We start from the raw sequence: 21,077 nt of genomic DNA on the forward strand, positions 1-21,077 counted from the left end.
TCCTGCCTCTACCCCCCGGCGGACACGTCGGAGCGGGGGGCCTGGCCCAGATGGGCGCCGACCCGCTTGACGAGCAGGGTCATCTCGTAGGCGATCTGGCCGACGTCGGCGTCGGAACCGGCCAGCACGGCGAGGCAGCTGCCGTCCCCGGCCGCGGAGACGAACAGGAACGCCTCGTCCAGTTCGACGATGGTCTGGCGGACGCTGCCTGCCTCGAAGTGCCGCCCCACCCCCTTGGCGAGGCTGTGGAACCCGGAGGCGACGGCGGCGAGATGCTCGCTGTCCTCACGGTCGATGTCCTCCGAGACGCCGGTGGGCAGCCCGTCTCCGGACAGGACGATCGCCTTGCGGATGCTCGCTACCCGCGCGACCAGGTCGTCGAGGAGCCAGTTGAGTTCGCGGGTGCCGCCTGGGGCATTCGCGGGTGACGTAACGGCCCTTGGTGCAGTCATCGACCGTCCCTTTCCGGTGTGGTTCGTGGCGCTGTGCTGTCGGAGGCGGGTCCGGTGGCACCGGCCCGCCCCGCGTTCTGGCCGGCCGGTCGGGAACCGGCCGTCGTGTCCTTCGCCGTGCCGCCGGGCTCCTCGCCCGTCTCGACGCGGCCGCGCTGCCAGCCCTGCTGGAGGGCCGCCATGCGCTCGCGCACCTCGTCGGCGTCGCGTTCGGCGTTCTGTGCCGTGGACGACGCCGCCGGGGCGGGCGGCGGTTCCTCGCGCAACTGCCGCGCCAGGCTGGCCTGCCGTACCCGGCGGGGCAGCCCGCCCGGTCCGGCCGGCGGACGTCCGGGGGCCGTGGTGGGCGCCGAGGCCGGGGCGCGGTCCGGGGCGGGGCTCGTGGCCGAGGCCCTGTCCGGTGCGGACGACGGCGCCGACGACGCTTCCGGGGAAGGCTCGGGCCGGGCGGCGCCCGGGGACGCGGTTCCCGTCCGCGCGCGTTCCGCCTCCGCCGCGCCGTCCGGGCTCTCCCCGCGCACCGGCCTGCCGTGCGAGCTGACGAGCTTGGGCACCGGCCGGCGCGGCAGGGCGCCGAGGTCCGTCAGCGGGCCCCTCGGCCGGTCCCCGCCCTCGGTGGCCCCGGCGATCGCGGTCTCGCGTTCGTCCCTGGCCTGTTGGTGCTGTTCGCCGCCGTTGTCACCGGCGGGGCCCCTGCCGTTGCCGCGGGCGCGGAACAGTCCGCCGTGCTCGGTGCCGTCGTCGTCGGTCTCGTCGGGCTCGTGCGGGGCGTCGAGGCCCGTCACGCCGAGCGGGGCCTCCAGTTCCACGGGGCCGTCGAGCACCGCGTGCGCGGCGGCCGGGACCCGGCCCGGCTCCTGTGTGCCCGCGCCCTTCCGGGTCGTGCGGCGCGGCAGTCCCTTCTCCTCCCGGGACGGCGGCAGGTCGCCGATCCGCAGTCCGGCGCCGTCGGTGTCCCCGGCCTCCGTCAGCAGGGCCTCGGGCAGGAACACGACGGCGGTGGTCCCGCCGTACGGGGAGGGCTGGAGGGAGACCCGCACGCCCCGGCGCCGGGCCAGCCGGCTGACCACGAACAGGCCGAGACGGTCGGTGTCGGAGAGTTCGAACTCGGGTGTCTCGGCGAGGCGCTGGTTGGCGTCGAGCATCGCCTCGGGGGCCATGCCGAGGCCGCGGTCGTGGATCTCAAGCGTGAACCCGTTGCCGACGTGCTCGCCGAGGACCTGGACGGCGGTGTGCGGCGGGGAGAACACCGTGGCGTTCTCCAGCAGTTCGGCGAGCAGATGGGTGAGGTCGCCGACCGTGGGGCCGGTCACCGCGATACGGGGCAGCCGGCGCACCTCGACGCGTTCGTAGTCCTCGACCTCGGAGACGGCGGCGCGCACGACGTCCATGAGCGGCACCGGTCTGCGCCACTGCCGCGAGGGCGCCGCGCCCGACAGGATGACGAGGCCCTCGGCGTGCCGGCGCATACGGGTCGTGAGGTGGTCGAGGCGGAAGAGGTCGGCGAGTTCGTCGGTGTCCTCGGTGCGCCGTTCCATCGCGTCGAGCAGGGTGAGCTGCTTGTGCAGCAGCACCTGGCTGCGCCGGGCCAGGTTGACGAAGACCTCGGAGACGCCCTGGCGCAGCTCCGCCTGCCGGACGGCGGCCTCCACGGCGGCCCGCTGGAGCGTGTTGAGGGCCTGGCCGACCTGGCCCATCTCGTCCTTCTCGTAGGTCAGGCGCGGGGTCTCCGTCTCTACGTCGATCTCCTCGCCGGCCGCGAGTCTGCGCATGACGGCGGGCAGGCGCACCCCCGCCGCCTCGTGCGCCTGGCGGCGCAGCCCGGACAGGTCCCGCACGAGGCTGCGGCCGATGCGCAGCGACAGGTAGACGGAGAGCAGCAGCGCGAGCAGGCCGAGGACGCCGGCCAGGGTGGCACGCAGCAGCACCCCGTGCGCGTACGGGCTGATCTTGTCGCGGTAGCGGGTCTCGGCCCGGTCGTTGCGCGCGGCGAGGGTGTCGAGGACGGTGCCCGATGCCTCGGACCACATGCGGGCGCTCACCGAACTCGGGGCGCTGGGCACGGACTGACTCACTCCGTACTCGGCGTCGCGCAGCGCCGAGGTCCGGCCGCCGGACCAGTACGCCGTGAACTCCTTGCGCTCGCTCTCGGGCAGCAGCGCGAGGTTGGTCTCGTAGACGAGGTCGCGTTGCGCGACGAGGTCGGAGACGCTCTGGATCTCCTCGCGCCCGAGCCGTTCCTGGGTGAGGGCCGCGGTGACGACGGCGTCCTCGCGGGACAGGAGTTCGCGTGCGCGGTCGATGCCGACGACGCCCCGGCCGTACTTGTCGAGGGCGACGTCCTTGACCGAGCGCAGGTCGGTGAGGAAGCCGAAGCAGGGGTTGATCAGCCGGGTGTACAGGTCGAGCGCGGTGGTGCGCGAGACGCGGTTGTCCTCGACGGTGCTGCGGATGGATTCGAGGTCCTTGAAGCCGTCGACGAGGTCCGTGAGTTCGGACCGCGAGGTGGGGTTCATCCGTTCGCGCAGCCCGCGGTCGCGGGCCACCTCCTCGACCTTCGCGAGCGCCGTGTCGGTGCCGGTGCGGCTGCGCCGCAGCGCTTCGAGGACGTCGGCGCCGCGCGGGTCGGCGAGGTAGACGAGGGTGCGCAGGCGCTCGTGCTGGAGGGCCCGGGTGGCTTCCTGGACGGGGCGCGCGCCACGGTCGAGGAGTTCGCTCACGCCGAGGACCTGGTAGGCCTCCTGGCCGCTGATGACGGTGGCGTAGGCCCAGACCGCGCCGAGCGAGAGCAGCGGCACCAGGAGCAGCGCCACGATCTTCCTGCGGATCGATTTCCCGCGAAAGCGCATGGTCTCCCCCAGATCCGACCCCCTGCCGGCCCCGGACCGGCAGCCGGCCACCGGGAACCGGCCCCGTTGGGAGGGGCGCACGTTCCTCGTGAATCGGCGTGACTCTACTACTGCCTCAGCGACAACTCGAAGACATGTCCGGATACTTTTCGGCCGGATCGCGTGGGAGCATTCGGGAGGTGTCAGGTCATTGCGCGAGATGGCAGGTCAGTGGGGGGATGCCGGAGACCGCGCGGGAGAACCTCGCGGCCCTGCCGTACGTCTGTCCGTAGGGAAACGGTTCCGGTACGGGCCGCAGGTGAGCGGCGTGCCGCGGCCGTACGGGTAAAGCCGCGCGGGGCGGGCAGCGAAGAGAAAGGCCGCCCGCAGCCCCCGGGCGGTGGCCCGGTCCGTGAGAGTGGGGAGTTGACGGGTTGATGAGCACGGCAGAGCGCGGGACGGAGGACGTCCGGGAGAGTGCGGGGGCCCGCCCCGGGAAGCCCGCGGAAGAGGACTTCGACACTCCGCTGCCCGACTGGAGTCTCGCGGAGTACGGGGAGGACATGGAGGCGGACACGGAAGTGGCGCGCCGGCGGCGGGAGTCGGTTCGCCGGGACTCGCTGTGGGTCGAGGAGCCCGCGGTACGGCGGCGGCTGCCCGATCCGGTGCGCACCTCCGCGGTGCGCGCGGTCATCGTCGTGGCACTGACCCTGAGCCAGGCGGTGACCGCCTTCCTGTGCACGCTCGCCGGTTCCTGGCTCGCCTTTCCCATGGTGATCAGCAGTGTGGCGAGCACCGTGGTGGCGACCTGGGCGGTGCTCGACGTGTGGGTGACCCGCCAGGTGTGGAACCAGCGCAACGGTGTGGAGTCCCTGCCCGGCAGCACGGCACGGCAGTTGCGCCGGGAGCGGCGCCGGGCCCGGCGGGCGGCCCGTGCGGCGGCCAGGGACGCGGCACGCGGAAGGACCGGGGAACCGGCCGGCGCCGACGGGGACCCCGGTGTGGGCGGATCGCAAAGGACGGTCGCCGCCGCGCGAGCCGCCGCCCCGGCCGCCGCCGGGCGCCGGGCCCCGTCCAACGGTGTTCCCGCCGCGCGGCGGTCCGGTGAGGCTGCCGCGACGGGCGCGGAGACCGGGGCCGGGAGCGAGGCCCGCCGCCGCGAAACCGGCCGCACCGAGGCCGCTCGTCGGGCGGAGACGGAGAGCGCGGCCGCGTAGGGCCGCGTACGAGGGCGGGAGAGCCACCGGAGCCGAGTAGATCGACTCGGCTCCGGTGGCTCTCCCGTCTCCCGGTTGCCTCAGAGCGTGGCCGTGCCCCGGGCGCCCGTGTCGCCGGCCGGTCGCTTGTACATGCGCGTGGCGGTGATCTCGCCGTGCACGGCTTCCGCGTCGGTCGGGCCGGGCAGTCCCGGGCGCAGGTGCTCCTCGACGCTGATGTACTTGAGCCCGGCGCGCAGGTCCGCGTCGTTGCGCAGGCGGATGACGAGGGGGAACTCGGCGAGCGCCGTCGTGTCGAACAGGCCGGTCGTGTAGAGCAGCTGGACGCCGAGCGCGTCGGCCACGGCGCGCTGGAGTTCCAGCAGGTACGTCGCGTTGGCCCGGCCGATGGGGTTGTCGAGGAACAGCGTGCCGGCGTGCCGGTGCTTGTCGCGGCCCCGGTCGTTGGAGCGCAGCGCGGCCATCGTGCAGTACAGGGCGATCGCCGCGGTCAGCAGCTGGCCGCCGGAGAACACGTCCCCCATCTGTCCGACCGGGACCCGCTCGGCGCGCAGCACCGCGTCCGGCTTGAGGATCTCGACGCTGATCCCGCGCGGCTGGAGGGCCGCGTGGACCGAGCGCAGCAGCAGCGACATCCCGTCACGGCGCAGGTCGGAGTTCTTGCGGACGGCGGAGCGGGTCGCCTCGTCGATGACCTCGCCGAGGCGTTCGGCGAGCGTCGCGTGGTCGGGCTCCTCGAAGCGGATGCGCAGGAACTCCTGTCCGGACCACTCCCCCAGTCCTTCCGGGAGCCGGGACAGGCGCTGGGCGGAGCGCAGCGTCGCGAGGGAGGACTCGACGAGGCCGCGCAGCCGGTCCACGATCGAGTCCCGGTTGCGTTCGAGCTGGTCGAGTTCGTCGGTGAGGACGCGCAGCCGGGGTGCGAAGGCCTCGGCCCACTTCGCGGCGTGTTCGGGCAGCGCGGCGGCGGGCAGTTCGCGGATCTGCTGGCGCGCGGGGGTGCGGACCTGTTCGTAGCGCGTGGAGTTGGCGTGCCGCACCAGGATGTCGCTCGCCTCGCGGACGGCGGCCTCGGCGGCCGACAGGTCGGCCGCGCAGCCGCGCAGGGAGCGGCGCGCCTCGGCGGTGGCGGAGCGGGCCTCGGCGAGGGGGCCGTCGAAGGGCTCGGGCGTCTCCGCCGCGGCCTCGGGTCCCGAGGCTTCGGGATCGGCCGGGTCGCGCAGCAGATCGCGCAGCGCGGCGGTGCTCTCCTCGAAGCCGGCGGTGGCCTCCTCGGCGGAGCGGTGGGCCTGCTGGAGCTGTGCGTGGGCGGCGCGGGCGGTGTCGAGGGCGGCGGTGTGCTCGGCGAGTTCCCCGGTCGCGGTCCGCAGCAGGGCCTGGGCCGCTTCTGCGTCGGCCGGGACGCGTTCCTCGGGCAGTTCGGTGTGGGCGGTGCCCTCCTCGGGGGCGAGACGTTCGGCTTCTCCGCGCAGTCGGCCGAGCTGTTCGCTGGCCGTGGAGGCGCGGGTCTCCAGCATCTGGACGAGGGCTTCGGCGCGTCCGGCCGCGGCCTGCCGGGAGGGGCCGTCGGCGCCGTCGGGGCCTTCGAGGAGCTGGGCGGCGCGGGTGCGGACCTTGTTGCTGAGCCGGTGGAGTTCGGCGAGCGCGGCGCTCTCGTCGCTCTCCGCCCGGGCCTGTTCGGCGCGCAGGTCGGCGCCGACGCCGACCTTCTCGTACAGCTGGGAGGCGGCGCGGTACGCCTCGCGCAGGTCGGGCAGGGCGGCGCGGGCGGCCTGTTCCGAGGGTTCGGGCAGTTCCTCCGGGGCGCCGGCGATCTCGGCGCGCTCGGCGCGCAGGGCGCGGGCGGTGCGCCGGGCGTCGTCGGCGGCGCGCTGGGCGGCGCGGCGGTCCTCGTCGGCGGCGCGGGCGCGCTCCAGACAGGTCTGGGCGCGGGCCTCGGACTCGGCGGCGTCCTCGGCGAGTTCCCGCAGTCGGGACGTCCACCGGGCACGTTCCCGCAGCCGGTGGGCGAGGCCGGCGAGGGCGTCGGCGGCGCGGCGGGCGCGCTGCGCGGCCTCCTGGCGCTGGTCGCGGACGGCTGCGGCCTCGGCGGAGCTCTCCTCGGCCTCGGCGCGCAGGGTGTGGGCCTCGGCGCGCTGCCGCTCCGCCTCCTCGGCGGCCTCTCCTGCCTCGCGGGCGGCCGTCTCCAGTTCGCGCAGACGGCCGGGCGGGCACGCGGAGCGCCAGGAGGCGAGCCGGACGGACAGCTCGCGGTCCTTGGCGAGACGCGCGGCGAGCGCGCGGATGTCCTCGTCGCGGGCGGCGGCCCGGGCGCGCAGTTGCTGACGTTCCTCGTCCGCGGCGTGTTCGTCGTGCATCGCCGGGTTCGGCGGTACGAGGAAGACCCCGGATTCCCCGGTGGAGTCGGTGGCGGGGGCGAGGAGGGCGGCGGCGGTGCCGACGGCGACCGTCGAGCGGGGCAGCAGGGCGGCGCCGGCCAGGACCTCGCGGGCACGGCCGTGGGTGTCGGGGTCGGTGATGACGACGCCGTCGACGAGTTCGGGCCGGGCGGCGAGCACGGCGCTGTGGTCGGCGGGGTCGACGGCCTGGGCGAGGTAGCGCCAGCCGGGCAGGGCGGGGATGCCGTGCTCGCCGAGGTACTCGACGGTGGCGAGGACGTCGGGGCCCGGCGGCAGCAGTCCGCCGTCGCCGAGGGCGCCGAGGATGCGCGAGTCGTCGGCGGCGGCGGTGCGCAGGTCGAACAGCTGCCGTTCGGCGGCGGTGACGGACTGGTCGAGGAGTTCCCCGAGCGCTTCGGCGTTGTCGTCGAGTCCGTACGCGTCCAGGCCCGGGGCGAAGGGGTCTCTCTCGCCCCCGTCCTTGGTGCGCGGGGACGTACCGGTCCGCGCGCCCCCGCTGCCCGCGGCCCGCCGGGGCTGGGGTACGCCGGCCGCGTGGCCGGGCAGGCCGAGGAGTTCGGCGAGGCGTTCCTCGCGGGCGAGGGCGGCGGCGGTGGCGTACTCGGAGCGGTGGGCGTGGTCGGCGGCGTGCGCGGCGTCGGCGGCGCGGGCCGCGGCGAGTTCGGTGCGGGCGGCGGCGGTCGCGGTCTCCTTGGCCTGGTCGTTGGCGCGGGCCGCGGCGGCGCGCGCGGTCTCCCACGCGGCGGTCGCGGCCTTCTCCGCGTCGCTCGCGGCGAGCGCGGCGCGGGCCGGGTCGGCGTCGGGGGCGGTGTCGTCGAGCCAGCCGGCCTCGACCGCCTCCGCGGTCTCCTGCTCGACCTCGGCGAGGCGCTGGCGCAGGTGTCCGGTGTCGCTACGGGCGCGCTGGGCGTCGGTGGCGGCGGCGGTCGCGTCGCGGTGGGCGCTCTCGCTGTGTTCCTGGAGGGTCGCGGAGCGCTCCTCCTCCACGTTGGCGTGGCCCTCGGCGGCGTCGGCCGCGTCCTGGAGGGCGCGGACCAGGTCGGCGGCCGCGGCGGCGCGGGCGGCGAGCGCGGGGGCGGCGTCGCGTTCGGCCTCGCGGATGGCGGCGGAGACGCGTGCGGAGCGGTCGGCGGCGGCGCGCGAGCGCAGTACGGTCTCGGCGGCCTGCCACGCGGAGTGCAGCGTGCGGGCGTCGGCGAGTTCGCGGCGCTGGGCGGCGGCGGACTTCTCGGCGGCGGCCAGCGCGAGGGAGGCGTGCCGGTAGGCGAGTTCGGCGGCGACGAGGACGGCGCGGCCACGGGCGCCGCCCGCCTCGGTCACGGTGTGCTCGGCGGCGGTGACCTGTTCGGCGAGCTCGGCGGCGCGGCCACGTTCGAGGGTGGCGCGGGCGGCGAGGCGGCGGCCCAGGGTACGCGTGCGGCGCTCGGCGGCGGCGTGGATCTCGCGGCTGCGGGAACGGCTCGCGGTGGCGTCGACGATGCGGCCGAGGAGGTCGACGGAGCCGGCCGTGAAGTCCCGTTCGGCGATGAGTTCGGCGCGCCGGCCGAGCTTCCCGCCGAAGCCGTGGACGAGGTCGGCGAGTCCGTCGGTGTCCCGGGTGTCGGTGACGGCGCGCAGCAGCAGGTCGGTGAAGTCGGAGTCCTTCTTGACCGCGAAGAGCCCGGCGGCCTCTCCCTCGTCGGCGTTCATCTCGCGCTGGTAGCGGAAGAGTTCGGGGTCGAGGCCGAGTTCGCCGAGGTGTTCGGTCCAGCGCTCGTGGGTCTCCTCCCAGTGCACGTCGAGGTGGGCGTAGAACTTGCCCGCGTCGACGAGGGCGTCCCGGAAGCCCTTCATGGTGCGGCGCCTGCCCTGGGCGGCGGAGACGCCTTCGGCGAGGGGCCGCACGGCGGTGGACTCGGCGACCGGCAGCGCGTCGAGGCTCATTCCGGGCCCGGGCCGGAAGGAGTACCAGGCCTCGGCGAACTTCCGCGGGTCGTTGGACACCTGCCGGCCGCGCCACTCGCTGACCTTGCCGACGACGACGTACTCGCCGGTGCGGGTGTGCTGCCACTCCAGGGCGACGTGTCCGCAGTCCTCGGCGAGCAGGAACTTGCGCAGCACCCCGGAACTCGCACCGCCGAGGGTGTTGCGGTGGCCGGGCAGCATGACGGAGAAGATGAGTTTGAGCAGGACGGACTTGCCGCCGCCGTTCTCCAGGAACAGCACGCCGGCCGGGGCGGGCCGGCGCGGCGGGCCGACCGGCTCCTCCTCGAAGAACTCCGCCTGGGCCGGGGCGGGATCGGGCACGGGTTCGCCGACGCCCCGCAGGTCGAGCACGGTGTCGGCGTAGCGCGCGCCGGCCGGGCCGATGGAGTAGAGGCGGATACGGGACAGCTCGTACATGGCGGCGGACTCTCGTGGACGGTGCGGGAGTGGGGCGGGACGGTGCGGGGCGGGTCAGCCGTGGAAGGGGAGCCCGGCGTCGGCGACCAGGTCCAGGTCCTCGGTGTCGTCGGGCGGCAGCAGGCTCGCGCTGCCGTCACTGACCGGCACGATGCCGAGTTCCAGCAGTTCGGCCATGGCGGCGCTGCCCGCCATGTCGCGGACCTGGAGCTGGTAGCGGGCCGTGGTGCGGTAGGTGCCGCCCGAGTCGTCGCCGGTGCGCTGGAGGAAGCCGGACTCGGTGAGGAAGCTGACGGCCTTGGCCACGATGCCGGTCGTGGAACCGGCCAGCCGCCGGGCGTCCTTGGTGGCGCCGGTCGCGCTGCGCCGGGCCCAGACGCGCCAGGCCGCCTCAAGTCCGGGGGCCTCGGTGGCGGGGTCGGTGTTCTCCCCGGCGGCCTCGGCGCGCTCCTCGATGCGGCGGCAGGCCTGGCGGACGAAGGCGTCGACCCCGTTGACGGTGAGGCGGCCGATGTAGCCGTCGTCGGCGAGGTCCTCGGGGCGGGGGAAGGCGAGGGCGGCCACGGACAGGTGGGCGAGGCCGTGCAGGAAGCGGTCGGCGGTGTCGGTGGAGGCGCGGCGCGCGTAGTCGCCCATGCGGACCGCGAACAGGGAGTCCTCGGCGGCGGTCACGGCCATCCCGGCGCGCGGGGACACCTCCAGGACGATCAGCCCCAGTCCGGTGGCGACGGCGTCGGCCAGGCGCGCGAAGGCCGGGTCCTCGCGGTGCCGGCGCAGCAGTTCGGCGTACTCGGCGTCCCGGGCGGGCTGGAGCTTGGGCTGGAGCCCGAACGCGACGAGCCGCGCCGCGTCCGCCGCGTCGGCCGGGGTGAGGGCGGCGGGAGCGGGGGCCGGGCTCTCGGGCTCTGCCCAGGCGGGCGGCTCTGCGGCGTACTCGGTCACGGCTGGGGCTCCTGGGCGGTGGGACGGATCGGGGCGTACGGGGAAGGGTGCGGGGCTGGGGCCCGGTGCGGCGGGCGGGCGCTCACGCCGGCTCGGTGCGGTCGGCGGCCATGCCCGCCGCGTCGAGGAGCGCCGTGCCCAGTATCAGGTCGGCGCCGCCGAACTCCGGGTCGTCCAGCCGCGCGCCGTCGTCCACGGCGAACAGGAGGCTGGGCTCGCCCTGGCGGTAGGCGGTGCCGAAGGGGGGGCTGGCGGCGTGCACGGCGAGCAGCGCGACGAGGTAGGGCAGTTCGGGGTCCGTGTGGCCGTGGCGGTCCGGGCGGCGGGCCTCGGCGAGCAGTCCGGACAGGCGGCGCGGGGCCTCGTACTCCAGGGTCAGCAGTGCGGTGGCGCGGGCGAGTTGTTCCTCGCTGAAGCGGCTGTCGTCGGGGGTGGCGACGAGGTCGGGTTCGGGCATCTCGACGCCGAGGTGCTCACGTTCCTGCGGGGGTGTCAGGAGGAGGTCCACGAGGTCGCCGACGCGGACCGAGACGGGGGTGCGCAGCCCGGTGCCGCGCGCGAAGAACGCGTCGGTGACGCGCAGGGCCGCTTCGACGGGCAGCGGCAGCACGGGGGCGAGCAGCTGGCCGTAGAGGTCGAGCCCGGGGCGGCCGGAGCGGGTCGCGAAGGACTGCCGGTCCTGTTCGGCGCGGAACAGGGGGCCGGCCTCCAGCAGCCGGGACTGCAGCTGGGTGTGGCGGCGGATGCAGTCCTTGACGATGTCGACGAGCTCGGCGGCGCGCCGCTTGTTGTCGGGCTCCTCCGCCTCGTCGCGGGCCTTGCGGATGTTGGTGAGGATCGCGTTCTCGTGCCGGTAGCGGTCGGCGACGTGGTCGAGCGCCTCGGCGATCATGTCGGGCACGGTGTTCAGCCAGTCGACGGCGCGTACGTCGCGGCGGGTGGCCTCCAGGGCGCGGCGCAGCGTCTCGGAGTACTGGACGGTGCGGTAGCGGGCCTGTTCTGCGGCGAGCTGGGCGTCGGCGAGCCTGCCCCGGCTCACCAGCACCTCCAGCTTGACCTCGGCGGCGATCTGGGCGCTGGTGACGTCCGTGTCGAGGGCGCCGACCAGGACGTTGACGGCCTCGTCGGTGGTGCGCAGGTAGACGCTGCCGCCGGTGCCGGGCACCTCCTCGATCAGCTTGAAGTCGTAGTCCCTGCGGACGTAGCCGCCGTCCTGTCCGAAGGTGCCGTAGACGGCGCGGAAACCCCGGTCGGCGCTGCCGACGTTGATGAGGTTCTCCAGGACCCAGCGGGCGACCCGTTCGTGTTCGGCGGCGGGCCGGTGCGGGGCCTGCGCGGCCACCCGGGGCAGGAGTCTGGCCACTATCTCGTCGTGGTCGGCTCCGGTGTCGAAGTCCATGTGGAGGGTGACGAGGTCGATCGCGGAGAGGGCGACCTCGGCCATGGCGTACCCGGAGTACTCGCCCGCGAGGTTGGCCTTGCGGGTGTCCAGGTCGTGCAGCGGGGCGGTGCAGGCGAGCGCGCGCAGCCGCCGGGCCAGCCCCTCGTCGGCGGCCGGGCCCGGAGCGGGGCGCGGCCCCGCGCTGAGCTGGGACGGAAGGAGATCCGGGACGGCAGGCGAAGTCACGCCGAACAGAGTAGATCCTCGGTCCGACAACGGTCGAAACGGCGCTTTTTCGCGCGGACGGGCCCGGCCGCGCGAAGGCGGGGGCGGGCCCACGCCTGAGGGGTGCCACGGCTGACCCGTGACACCCCTCGGGCGCTGGTTTCCGGCCTCGGGCCGGGTGTCCTCGGGCCGTACGGCCGGTCAGGCGGCCGCCGTGTCCGGGCCGATGCGGCCGCGTACGGCGGTCTGCACCTCGTCCTCCTCGGCGGGGTCGGTCGCGAGGCGGCGGAGCTGGGCGACGACGCGGGCGTCGGCGGTCTCGGCGTGCCGGGCGGCGATCTCTCGGGTGGACTCCTCGCAGTCCCACAGGCATTCGACGGCGAAGCCCGCGGCGAAGGAGGCGTCCGTCGCGGCGAGGGCGCGGGCGGCGCGGCCGCGCAGGTGCGAGGAGGAGGTCTCGCGGTAGACGTGCCGCAGCACTGGCGCCGCGCACACGATGCCGAGGCGTCCCGCCCCGTCGAGCAGGGGCCCGAGCCCCGTGTGGTCGGTGCCCTCCCCGCGTACCGCCTCGCGCAGCGCGCCCAGCACGAGCGGGGCGTCCTGCGTGCCGCCCCGGCAGGCGAGCAGCCGGCCGGCCGCGGCCCCCAGGCGGTCGGGGCGGTGCGCCCAGCGGCGGGCACGGTCGACGGCGGCGACCGAGGCCATGCGTTCGAAGAGGTCGAGGGCGACGTCCGCCACGAGGGAGGAGCCGCCGAGCGCGGCCTCCTCGACGAGGTCGAGGGAGAGCGGGTCGTGCGCGTCGACGAGGTAGCGCAGAGCGGCGCAGCGGGCGCCGTCCACTCCGTCGGCGGCCGCGGCCAGGAGTGCGGCGCGGTCCTGGGGACCGGCCACGGCGACCAGACAGCGGGCGGCGGGCACGTGCAGGGCCGCGCCGCGTTCCAGTCCCTGCTGGGCCCAGTCGAGGACCGCCTCGACACTCCAGCCGGGCCGGGGCCCGCTCGGGGCGAGCTGGCGCTGCCAGCGGTCGAAGGAGCCGCGTTCGAAGGCGGCCCGCACCCGGGTGCCGGCGCGGGAGGCGGTGTCCTCGGCCCACAGGCGCCAGGGCCGCGGCTCGTAGGAGTCCCGGACGGCGGCGGTGAGTTCGGCCTCGCCCTCGGGGTCCTCGGGGAAGCGGGCCAGTACCGGTGCGGCCAGGGCGCGCAGCGCCTCGTCCTCGTCGCGTACGGCCAGCTCGTCCAGCGCCCACGCCCAGTTGGCGCCCTGGGCGGCGTACCGGCGCAGCAGCGCGAGCGCGTCGGCCCGGCCGTAGGAGGCGAGGTGGCCGAGGACGGACAGGGCGAGCCCGGTCCGGGTCTCCGCCGGGTCGAGGAGGTCCTCGGGCCCGAGGAGGTGGCGCTCGACGCGGTCGAGTCCGCCGTCGAGGTCGATGTAGAGCCGGGCGTAGTAGAGGGAGCGGTTCTCCACCTGCCAGTCGGCGCGGGGGTCGTGGCACACGCACTGGTCGAGAGCGGCCAGCGCCTCGGCGCGGGGTGCGGTGAGCGCGTGCAGGGTGCCGTCGCCGCGCCCGCGTTGCAGCAGGCCGAGCAGCGTCCCGCTGGGCGCTATGACCGGTTCGAACATGGGAAGGGCCTCACATCAAGCTGTCGACGCAACCGGGGACTCACGCGTTACCTGGTGCGACAACACGTCAGTGGGCCCGTGGTCCTGTGCTTGTCGTCAGACATCTTCCTCTGCCTCTCGTCGGTGGCCCCGAGGGGGGCCGGAGCGCGGTGCGGGTGGTGCGCCCCTTCTTCCCGGGGCGTACCGGCGCGAACCATGTCGTCATGATGACCCAGCCGTGAAGGCTGTGGCGAGCGCATTTACGGCGGCTGCCCAAAACCCCCGGAACCGACCTCCGTTTATTGCTGTTCACGCAGGTCGGGAGGGGGTTTGATCAATTGACGCCGAAGCGGGCCACCAGCTCGTCCCTGCCGAACATCCGGGCCGTCTCGATCGCCGAGGGGGCGCCGGCGGCGGGGTCGGCGCCGCCGTCGAGGAGGGCGGTGATCACGTCGTCCTCGCCCTTGAAGACGGCTCCCGCGAGCGGGGTCTGTCCGCGGTCGTTGGGCCGGTCCGCGTCGGCTCCGCGGGCGAGCAGGGCACGCACCGCCTCGGCGTGGCCGTGATAGGCGGCGAGCATGACGAGGGTGTCGCCCCGGTCGTTGCTGAGGTTCGCCGGGACGCCCGCGTCGACGTAGGCGGCGAGCGCCGCGGCGTCTCCGCCGCGGGCGAAGTCGAAGAGGCGTCCCGCGAGTTCCACGACCTCGGGGCCGGGCGTCTCTTCCGGTGCCTGGGCGTTGTCATTCACAGTCGATGGCCGCCTTGTCCATGGGGGTGAACGTGGGTGGTCCGGGAGCGTACCCGGCGGGAGACGGCACCACGGCCGTCCGGGTGAATCGCCAGGGTACTGCCCGGTACGGGCCGGGGGCCGTCGCCGGGGCGGCAAAGATCGACAAGGCCGCGCGAGGGGCGGAATTCCGGGCTCCACCGGTGTACGGAGCACCGGCCGGAGGCCCGGCACACCACCAAAAAAGTCCGTTGTTCACTCATTTGCACCTTTTGTCGTATAGATACATGCTGTGAGCCTGGAAGAACTCATGGTGACTGTCCCCTCAACCAGGAGAAACCCTCATGATCCTGTCCATCTCCGGCGTCATCCTGCTCGGCATCATCGTCTTCCTCTTCTTCAGGAAGGACGGGCTGAAGCCCTCGCACATGGTGGTGTGCGCGCTCTTCGGCTTCTACCTCGCGGGCACCGCGATCGCGCCGAGCATCAAGGCGGGCGGGGCGAGCCTCGCCGGTCTGCTGGGCGGCCTGAACTTCTGACCGGCTCCGCGCACGCCGGGCCCGACGCGTCCCGGCGTGTGCCCCCCTTCCCCATGGATTCCCCGCGGCACCGACGGGGCCGCACGGCCCTCGGCGGCGACGCGTACGACTCACCAGGAGACCGACGTGGCACGGCGACCACTCCCCCGCATCCTCCGCGACGGCGGCGTCCCCCTCGCCCGGGGCCGGGACCTCGCACGGACGGCCGCCGACGGCGCCACCGACGTCCTGCACCCGCTCATCGCCCTCTCCCGGGGGCTGGGCCGGCTCGCCGGGGCGGGCCGCCGCAAGTGGAGCGGCACGCCGAAGGACCGGCGCGGCCCGCTGCTGTTCCTGGTGGCCGCGCTCGCCCTCGTGGTGGGCCTGCTGCCCTACGGGCCGGCCACCGCCCTCGTCACCCTGCTGGCGGCGGCGGCCTGGCAGGGACGGGACCGCACCCCGCCGGTCCCGGAAGGGCCCGACGAGGACCAGGTGGTGCGGCTGTCCTCCCTGTACGAGGCCCTCGTCCCGTACTTCTCGGTCCCGGAGGACCCGGACCCGCTCTACACGTACGGCGGCGCGTGGGACCGGGCGCTGAGCGACCCGGTGTTCGACGACTCCGGCAGGCTCACCGAGCTGACCGTCACCTATCCCGCCTACTTCGACGACGGCGATCCCGGGGCCCGGGCGGGCGTCGAGCGGCTGCTGCACAACAAGTCCGGCCGGGGACGGGAGTACCACTTCGCGTGGGAGGAGGAGGCGAACCGGCTGACCGTCACGGCGCTGCCCCCGCTGCCCACCGACATCGCCGCCCAGCGCTTCGTGACCTCCCCGGGCGAGACGGTGCTCGGCTTCTGCGACCCGCTCGGCGTACGGCGCACCCTGCCGGTGGTGGACGCGAGCGGCACCGGCTCGCGCGACGTGCCCCCCGTCGTGTGGCGCACCGGGCCGCGCTCCGCCGAACCGCACCTGCTGGTCACGGGCCGGCCCGGGAGCGGCAGCAGCACCCTGCTGCGTTCGATCGCCCTCCAGGCCCTGCCGCACGGCGAGATCCTCGTCGTGGACGGCGGCGGCAGCGGTGACTACGCGTGCCTGAGCGGACGGGACGGTGTCCTGGGCGTCGAGTGCTCGCTGGCCGGGGCCCTGTCCAGCCTCACCTGGGTGGTCCGCGAGACGGAGCGGCGGCTGGTGGCGGCGAACCTCGCGCGGCAGGCCGGTGACCCTCCGCCCGAGGACACGCGGCGTCCGCTGTGGGTCCTGGTGGACCGGCCGGCGGTGCTGACTCACCTCGCGCGCTCCGAGGGCGTGGCCGATCCCCAGAGCCTGCTCCAGGTTCCGCTGCGTCACGGCAGGGCGGCCCACGTGACCGTCGTCGTCGCCGAGCAGTACGACTGCTTCGACGCGCTCACCGAGCCGGTGCTGCGCCACACCCGTGCCAGGGCCGCGCTGGGCCAGGTCGGCCACGAGCAGGTCGCCGAGGTCCTGGGGGCGCGCCCGGGCACCACCGCGGCCGGCGACATGCCGCCGGGCCGGGGCTACGCGCGTCTGGGCACCGGACCGGTCCTGCGCCTGCAGGTGCCGGCCACCCCCGACCCGTACGACGAGGCGGCCGCCGACAGCCACCGGCAGGCCGTCCTCGACCTGCTCCCGCAGCGTTTCGGCGTGCCTCTGGAGAAAAAGGCGGGCGCCCCGCCCGCGCGGGAGCCCATGCAGGAGCCCGCGCGGGAGCCCGTGGAGGAGGCGGACTGCCTGCCCGCACAGGAGGAACCCGACACCCGGCCGGTCCCCCGGGCGGTGTCGGTCGCCGAGGCGTAGGCGGGCCCCCGCCCCGGAGGCCGTCTCCCCGTCCGGGCCGCAGCCTCGGGCGCCCCGCCCCTCCCGCCCTCAGGCGATGAGGGTGCGGGGCGTCGCCGTGTGCGGACCCGCGCCGGAGCGCACGAGGTCCACGGCCGCCGCGAGCCGGGCGGCCGCCTCGTCGGCGAGCGGTCCCGACACGGTGAACGGCAGCCGGACATAGCCCTCGAAGGCCCCGTCCACCCCGAACCGGGGCCCCGAGGGGACCCGTACGCCGACGCTCTCCCCGGCCGCCGCGATCCGGGAGCCGGACAGCCCTCCGGCGCGCACCCACAGAGTGAGCCCGCCGCGTGGCACGGTGAACTCCCAGTCGGGCAGCTCGCGGCGGACCGCTTCGACGAGCGCGGTCCGGTTCTCCCTGGCCTGGGCCTTGCGCAGGGTCACCGCCGACTCCCAGCCGCCCGTGGTCAGCAGCCAGTTGAGGGCGAGTTGTTCGAGGACCGGCGTGCCCATGTCGGCGTAGGCGCGGGCGGCCACCAGGCTGCGGATGATCTCGGGGGCGGCGCGCACCCAGCCGATCCGCATCCCCGCCCAGAACGCCTTGCTCGCGGAGCCGACGGTGATGACGCTCGACCCGGCAGGGTCGAAGCCGCACACCGGCCGGGGCATCGCGGCCCCGGCCTCCCGGTCGAGTTCCTCGTCGAGCCGCAGTTCCGCCATCGTCTCGTCGGCGAGCAGCACGGTGCCCGCGTGCCGCGCCGCGTCCACGAGCGCGCGCCGCTGCTCGTCGCCGGCGAGCGCCCCGGTCGGGTTGTGGAAGTCGGCGACGACGTAGGCGAGCCGGGGCGCAGCCTCGCGCAGCACCTGCCGCCAGCGGTCGAGGTCCCAGCCGCTCAGCCCCTCCCCCATCGCGACCGGCACGAGCCTGCTGCCCGCGTCGCGCATGAGCTGGAGGATGTTGGCGTAGCTCGGCGACTCGACGGCGATCCGCTCCCCGCGCGGCGCGAACAGCGTGCGGATCGCGTCGATGGCCCCCATCGCCCCGGTGGTCACCATGATCTGCTCGGGCATCGTGGGCACCCCGCGTGCCGTGTACCGGTCGGCGAGGCTCCGGCGCAGCGCGGGCAGCCCCGCCGGGTAGTCCCCATGGGTGTGCGCGTACGGAGGCAGGGCCTCCAGCGCTCCCTGGAAGGCGCGGGTCAGCCACGGCTCGGGGGCGGGCAGCGAGGCGCAGCCCAGATCGATGTGCGAGCCCTCCTGTTCGGGCGGCAGCGGGGCGAGCCCCCGCGCGGGCAGCGGGGAACCGGCCGGGGCGGCGGTCCAGCTGCCCGCTCCTCGGCGGGATTCGAGGAAGCCCTCGGCGCGCAGCGCCTCGAAGGCGGTGGCGACGGTCGTGCGGCTCACGGAGAGCGCGAGGGCGAGTTCGCGTTCGGCGGGCAGCCGGGTGCCGACCGGGACCCGCCCTTCGAGGACGAGCAGCCGTATCCCGTCGGCGAGCGCCCGGTAGGCGGGCAACCTGCGCCCGTCCCCCGGCCGTTGCTGGGACTCCAGCAGCCGGGCCAACTGTGCGGAACTGACCGCGGAGGTCCACTGCGCCGCCATGGAAAATCAGTCCACCTTTCTTGGATTGGCCCTGTCGAGGCCAGGATAACGAGCCACAGAGTGCGGAGAGCAGTCCACTTCCGCCCTGGGGGCCTCTTGTGACCGCACCGCACGCCTCGTCCGATTCCTCCGGCACCGCCACTGCGCCCCTCCCCTCCCGTCGCTTGCCGCGCCGGCTGGTCCAGCTCTACGCGGGGCTGGTGCTGTACGGCGTGAGTTCGGCGCTGCTGCTGCGCTCGGGCCTGGGCCTGGAGCCGTGGAACGTCCTGAACGAGGGCGTCGCCGAGCGCACCGGTCTCAGCATCGGCACGATCACCGTGCTGCTGGGCGCCGTGATCCTGCTGCTGTGGATACCGCTGCGCCAGCGGCCGGGGCTGGGCACCCTGTCGAACGTGGTGCTCGTGGGGGTCTCGATGGACGCGGCGTTGTCCGTGCTGCCGGACGCGCACGGCTGGGCGCCCAGGGTCGGCGTGATGGCCGGGGGCATCCTGCTCAACGGCGTGGCGACCGGCCTCTACATCGCCGCGCGCTTCGGCTCGGGCCCGCGCGACGGGCTCATGACCGGTCTGCACCGGGTCACCGGCCGTTCCCTTCGGCTGTGCCGCACGGCGGTCGAGGTGGCCGTCGTCGTGACGGGCTTCGCCCTCGGCGGGACGCTGGGCGTGGGCACCGTCCTCTACGCGCTCGCGATCGGCCCGCTCGCGCAGTACTTCCTGCGGTTGTTCGCCGTGCCGGAGCCGGCCGCCACCTGAGCCAGTACCCCGCCCCCGGGGTGCCGGGCCATACTGCCGCCGTGATCACGCCCGTACGCCATCCCTTTTTCGACCGTCCGGTCCCGCTCGCGTTCGCCCACCGGGGCGGTGCGGCCGACGGCCTGGAGAACACCGTCACCGCCTTCCGGCGAGCCACCGATCTCGGCTACGTCTACCTGGAGACGGACGTGCACACGACGTCCGACGGCACCCTGCTCGCCTTCCACGACACGACGTTGGACCGGGTCACGGACGGGGCGGGGCGGATCGCCGACCTGCCCTGGTCCGAGGTGCGGCAGGCGCGGGTCGGCGGCGTGGAGCCGATCCCGCGGTTCGAGGAACTGCTGGAGGCCTTTCCCGCCGCGCGGTGGAACGTCGACGTCAAGACGGAGAGCGCCCTGCTGCCGCTGCTCGGCCTGATCCGGCGCACCGGAGCGTGGGACCGGGTGTGCGTGGGCTCCTTCAGCGAGGGGCGGGTGCGCCGGGCCCAGCGGCTGGGCGGCCCCCGGCTGGCGACCTCGCTGGGCACGTCGGGGGCGCTCGCGTTGCGCCTGCGGGCCTGCGGCCTCCCGGTCGCGCCGCGCCGCTCCGCCCTGTGCGCCCAGGTCCCCGAGCACCACGGCCGGGTCCGGCTCGTGGACGCCGCGTTCGTCCGGGCCGCGCACCGCCGGGGCCTGCAGGTGCACGTGTGGACGGTGAACGAGGCGGCCCGGATGGAGCGGCTCCTGGACCTCGGCGTGGATGGCATCATGACCGACCACACCGGGACGCTGCGCGAGGTCCTTCAGCACAGGGGCCAGTGGGACTGACGCGTCCCGGGGGGCGCGGCGGCCGGTCCGGACGGACGAGGGGCGGGGATGGGCGCGGACACCATCGGTACGGGGGCGAGGGGCGCGGACGGGGGCTCCGCCCTGGAGCGGCGGCGCCGGGAGCAGCGCGGCTGGTACTTCTACGACTGGGCCTGCTCGGTGTACTCGACGAGCGTGCTGGCGGTGTTCCTGGGGCCCTACCTCACGGAGGTCGCGAAGTCGGCGGCCGACGCCGACGGCTACGTCCACCCGCTCGGCATCCCGGTGCGGGCCGGTTCCTTCTTCGCCTACTCGGTCTCGCTCTCGGTGATCGTCTCGGTCCTGGTGATGCCGCTGGCGGGCGCCCTGGCCGACCGGACGGGACGCAAGAAGCCGCTGCTCGGTCTCGCCGCCTACCTGGGAGCCGCGGCCACGGCGGGGATGTTCTTCCTGGACGGCGACCGCTATCTGCTGGGCGGTGTCCTGCTGGTCGTCGCGAACGCCTCGATCGCGGTCTCGACGGTCGTCTACAACGCCTTCCTGCCCCAGATAGCCCCGCCCGAGGAGCGCGACGCGGTGTCCGCGCGGGGCTGGGCCTTCGGCTACGCGGCAGGCGCCCTGGTCCTGGTCCTCAACCTGGTGCTCTACCTCGGTCACGACAGCTTCGGGGTGAGCGAGTCGACGGCGGTGCGCATCTGCCTGTCCTCGGCCGGACTGTGGTGGGGCGTGTTCACGCTCGTGCCGCTGCGGCGCCTGCGGGAGCGGCCGGTGGCCGGGGCGGAGGGCGGCCGGGTGGGCAGCGGCTGGCGGCAGCTCGCCTCGACCCTGGGCGACATGCGCCGCCGCCCGCTGACCCTGTGGTTCCTGCTCGCCTACCTGGTCTACAACGACGGCGTCCAGACGGTGATCTCGCAGGCGTCGGTGTTCGGCTCGCAGGAGCTGGGGCTGAGCCAGTCCACGCTGATCGTGGCGATCCTGCTGGTGCAGGTGCTCGCGGTGGCGGGGGCGCTGGGCATGGGCCGGCTCGCCGCGCGGTACGGCACCAAGCGCACCATCCTCGGCTCGCTCGGCGCCTGGACCCTGATCGTTGCCTGCGGCTACTTCCTGCCCTCGGGGGCGCCCGTGTGGTTCTTCGTGCTGGCCGCCGGGATCGGCCTGATCATGGGCGGCAGCCAGGCGCTGTCCCGTTCCCTGTTCTCGCATCTGGTGCCCGCGGGGAAGGAGGCGGAGTACTTCTCCGCGTACGAGATGAGCGACCGGGGGATGAGCTGGCTGGGCCCGCTGCTGTTCGGGGTGACCTACCAGCTCACCGGAAGTTACCGGGACGCGATCATCTCGCTCGTGCTGTTCTTCGTGGTCGGTTTCGCCCTGCTCCTGCGGGTACCCGTACGGCGTGCGGTGCGCGAGGCGGGCAACCCGGTACCCGAGAGGATTTAGCGCCGGGCCGGGAAGGACGGTAGTGTACGCGTTT

Annotated in this window: 13 protein-coding genes and 1 pseudogene; 6 read left to right on the forward strand and 8 right to left on the reverse strand. The window is 74.9% G+C overall.

All coding sequences use genetic code 11. The annotated features are described in order from the left end of the window. Positions 1–8 precede the first annotated feature (8 nt). Both AB0J21_RS23070 and AB0J21_RS23075 read right to left on the reverse strand, forming a co-directional pair. Positions 9–452, reverse strand: a complete 444-nt coding sequence (locus tag AB0J21_RS23070) for a roadblock/LC7 domain-containing protein (protein WP_363147969.1) — start codon at positions 450–452, stop codon at positions 9–11. Beyond that, entirely contained in the window at positions 449–3,301 is a 2,853-nt protein-coding gene (locus AB0J21_RS23075; protein WP_363147970.1) for a nitrate- and nitrite sensing domain-containing protein, read from the reverse strand. The genes AB0J21_RS23070 and AB0J21_RS23075 overlap by 4 nt, the downstream gene beginning before the upstream one ends. A 542-nt stretch (positions 3,302–3,843) precedes the next feature. Between AB0J21_RS23075 and AB0J21_RS23080 the strand changes: the two are divergent. Next, positions 3,844–4,227 (forward strand): annotated as a pseudogene (locus AB0J21_RS23080) (hypothetical protein); the annotation flags it as partial. Positions 4,228–4,577: 350 nt separating this feature from the next. Here the strand turns inward: AB0J21_RS23080 and AB0J21_RS23085 are convergent. The 5 genes from AB0J21_RS23085 to AB0J21_RS23105 all read right to left on the reverse strand — a co-directional run bounded on the left by AB0J21_RS23085 (position 4,578) and on the right by AB0J21_RS23105 (position 14,173). Then, positions 4,578–9,278, reverse strand: coding sequence for a hypothetical protein (locus tag AB0J21_RS23085; protein ID WP_363147971.1), 4,701 nt, complete (start codon positions 9,276–9,278; stop codon positions 4,578–4,580). A 54-nt stretch (positions 9,279–9,332) separates the two neighbouring features. After that, positions 9,333–10,220, reverse strand: coding sequence for a hypothetical protein (locus AB0J21_RS23090; RefSeq protein WP_363147972.1), 888 nt, complete (start codon positions 10,218–10,220; stop codon positions 9,333–9,335). Positions 10,221–10,302: 82 nt separating this feature from the next. Then, positions 10,303–11,847: a hypothetical protein gene (locus AB0J21_RS23095; protein ID WP_363147973.1), complete on the reverse strand. Its 1,545-nt coding sequence runs from the start codon at positions 11,845–11,847 to the stop codon at positions 10,303–10,305. Between the two features lie 180 nt (positions 11,848–12,027). Continuing rightward, the gene (locus tag AB0J21_RS23100) at positions 12,028–13,446 is read right to left on the reverse strand and encodes a HEAT repeat domain-containing protein (RefSeq protein WP_363147974.1); all 1,419 of its coding nucleotides are present in this window, start codon (positions 13,444–13,446) and stop codon (positions 12,028–12,030) included. 313 nt (positions 13,447–13,759) lie between these two features. Continuing rightward, complete coding sequence (locus tag AB0J21_RS23105; protein WP_363147975.1) at positions 13,760–14,173, reverse strand: ankyrin repeat domain-containing protein; 414 nt, start codon at positions 14,171–14,173, stop codon at positions 13,760–13,762. A gap of 323 nt (positions 14,174–14,496) precedes the next feature. On the opposite strand from AB0J21_RS23105, the gene AB0J21_RS23110 reads away from it, so the two are divergent. After that, the gene (locus tag AB0J21_RS23110) at positions 14,497–14,691 is read left to right on the forward strand and encodes a hypothetical protein (RefSeq protein ID WP_363147976.1); all 195 of its coding nucleotides are present in this window, start codon (positions 14,497–14,499) and stop codon (positions 14,689–14,691) included. Positions 14,692–14,817: 126 nt separating this feature from the next. Then, the gene (locus AB0J21_RS23115) at positions 14,818–16,485 is read left to right on the forward strand and encodes a hypothetical protein (protein WP_363147977.1); all 1,668 of its coding nucleotides are present in this window, start codon (positions 14,818–14,820) and stop codon (positions 16,483–16,485) included. A 69-nt stretch (positions 16,486–16,554) separates the two neighbouring features. Here the strand turns inward: AB0J21_RS23115 and AB0J21_RS23120 are convergent, their stop codons facing one another. Then, complete coding sequence (locus AB0J21_RS23120) at positions 16,555–18,066, reverse strand: PLP-dependent aminotransferase family protein (RefSeq protein WP_363147978.1); 1,512 nt, start codon at positions 18,064–18,066, stop codon at positions 16,555–16,557. A gap of 164 nt (positions 18,067–18,230) precedes the next feature. Between AB0J21_RS23120 and AB0J21_RS23125 the strand changes: the two genes are divergently transcribed. From AB0J21_RS23125 to AB0J21_RS23135, 3 genes are read left to right on the forward strand one after another with little or no spacing between them, the layout of a single operon-like run. Further along, entirely contained in the window at positions 18,231–18,818 is a 588-nt protein-coding gene (locus AB0J21_RS23125) for a hypothetical protein (RefSeq protein ID WP_363147979.1), read from the forward strand. A 41-nt stretch (positions 18,819–18,859) separates the two neighbouring features. Further along, a complete protein-coding gene (locus tag AB0J21_RS23130) occupies positions 18,860–19,627 on the forward strand; it encodes a glycerophosphodiester phosphodiesterase (protein WP_363147980.1) in 768 nt (255 codons plus the stop codon). 48 nt (positions 19,628–19,675) lie between these two features. Beyond that, a complete protein-coding gene (locus tag AB0J21_RS23135) occupies positions 19,676–21,043 on the forward strand; it encodes an MFS transporter (RefSeq protein WP_363147981.1) in 1,368 nt (455 codons plus the stop codon). The last annotated feature ends 34 nt before the right edge of the window (positions 21,044–21,077 follow it).

Origin of the sequence: Streptomyces sp. NPDC049954, from assembly GCF_040656295.1 — a bacterium.
Lineage (GTDB): Bacteria > Actinomycetota > Actinomycetes > Streptomycetales > Streptomycetaceae > Streptomyces.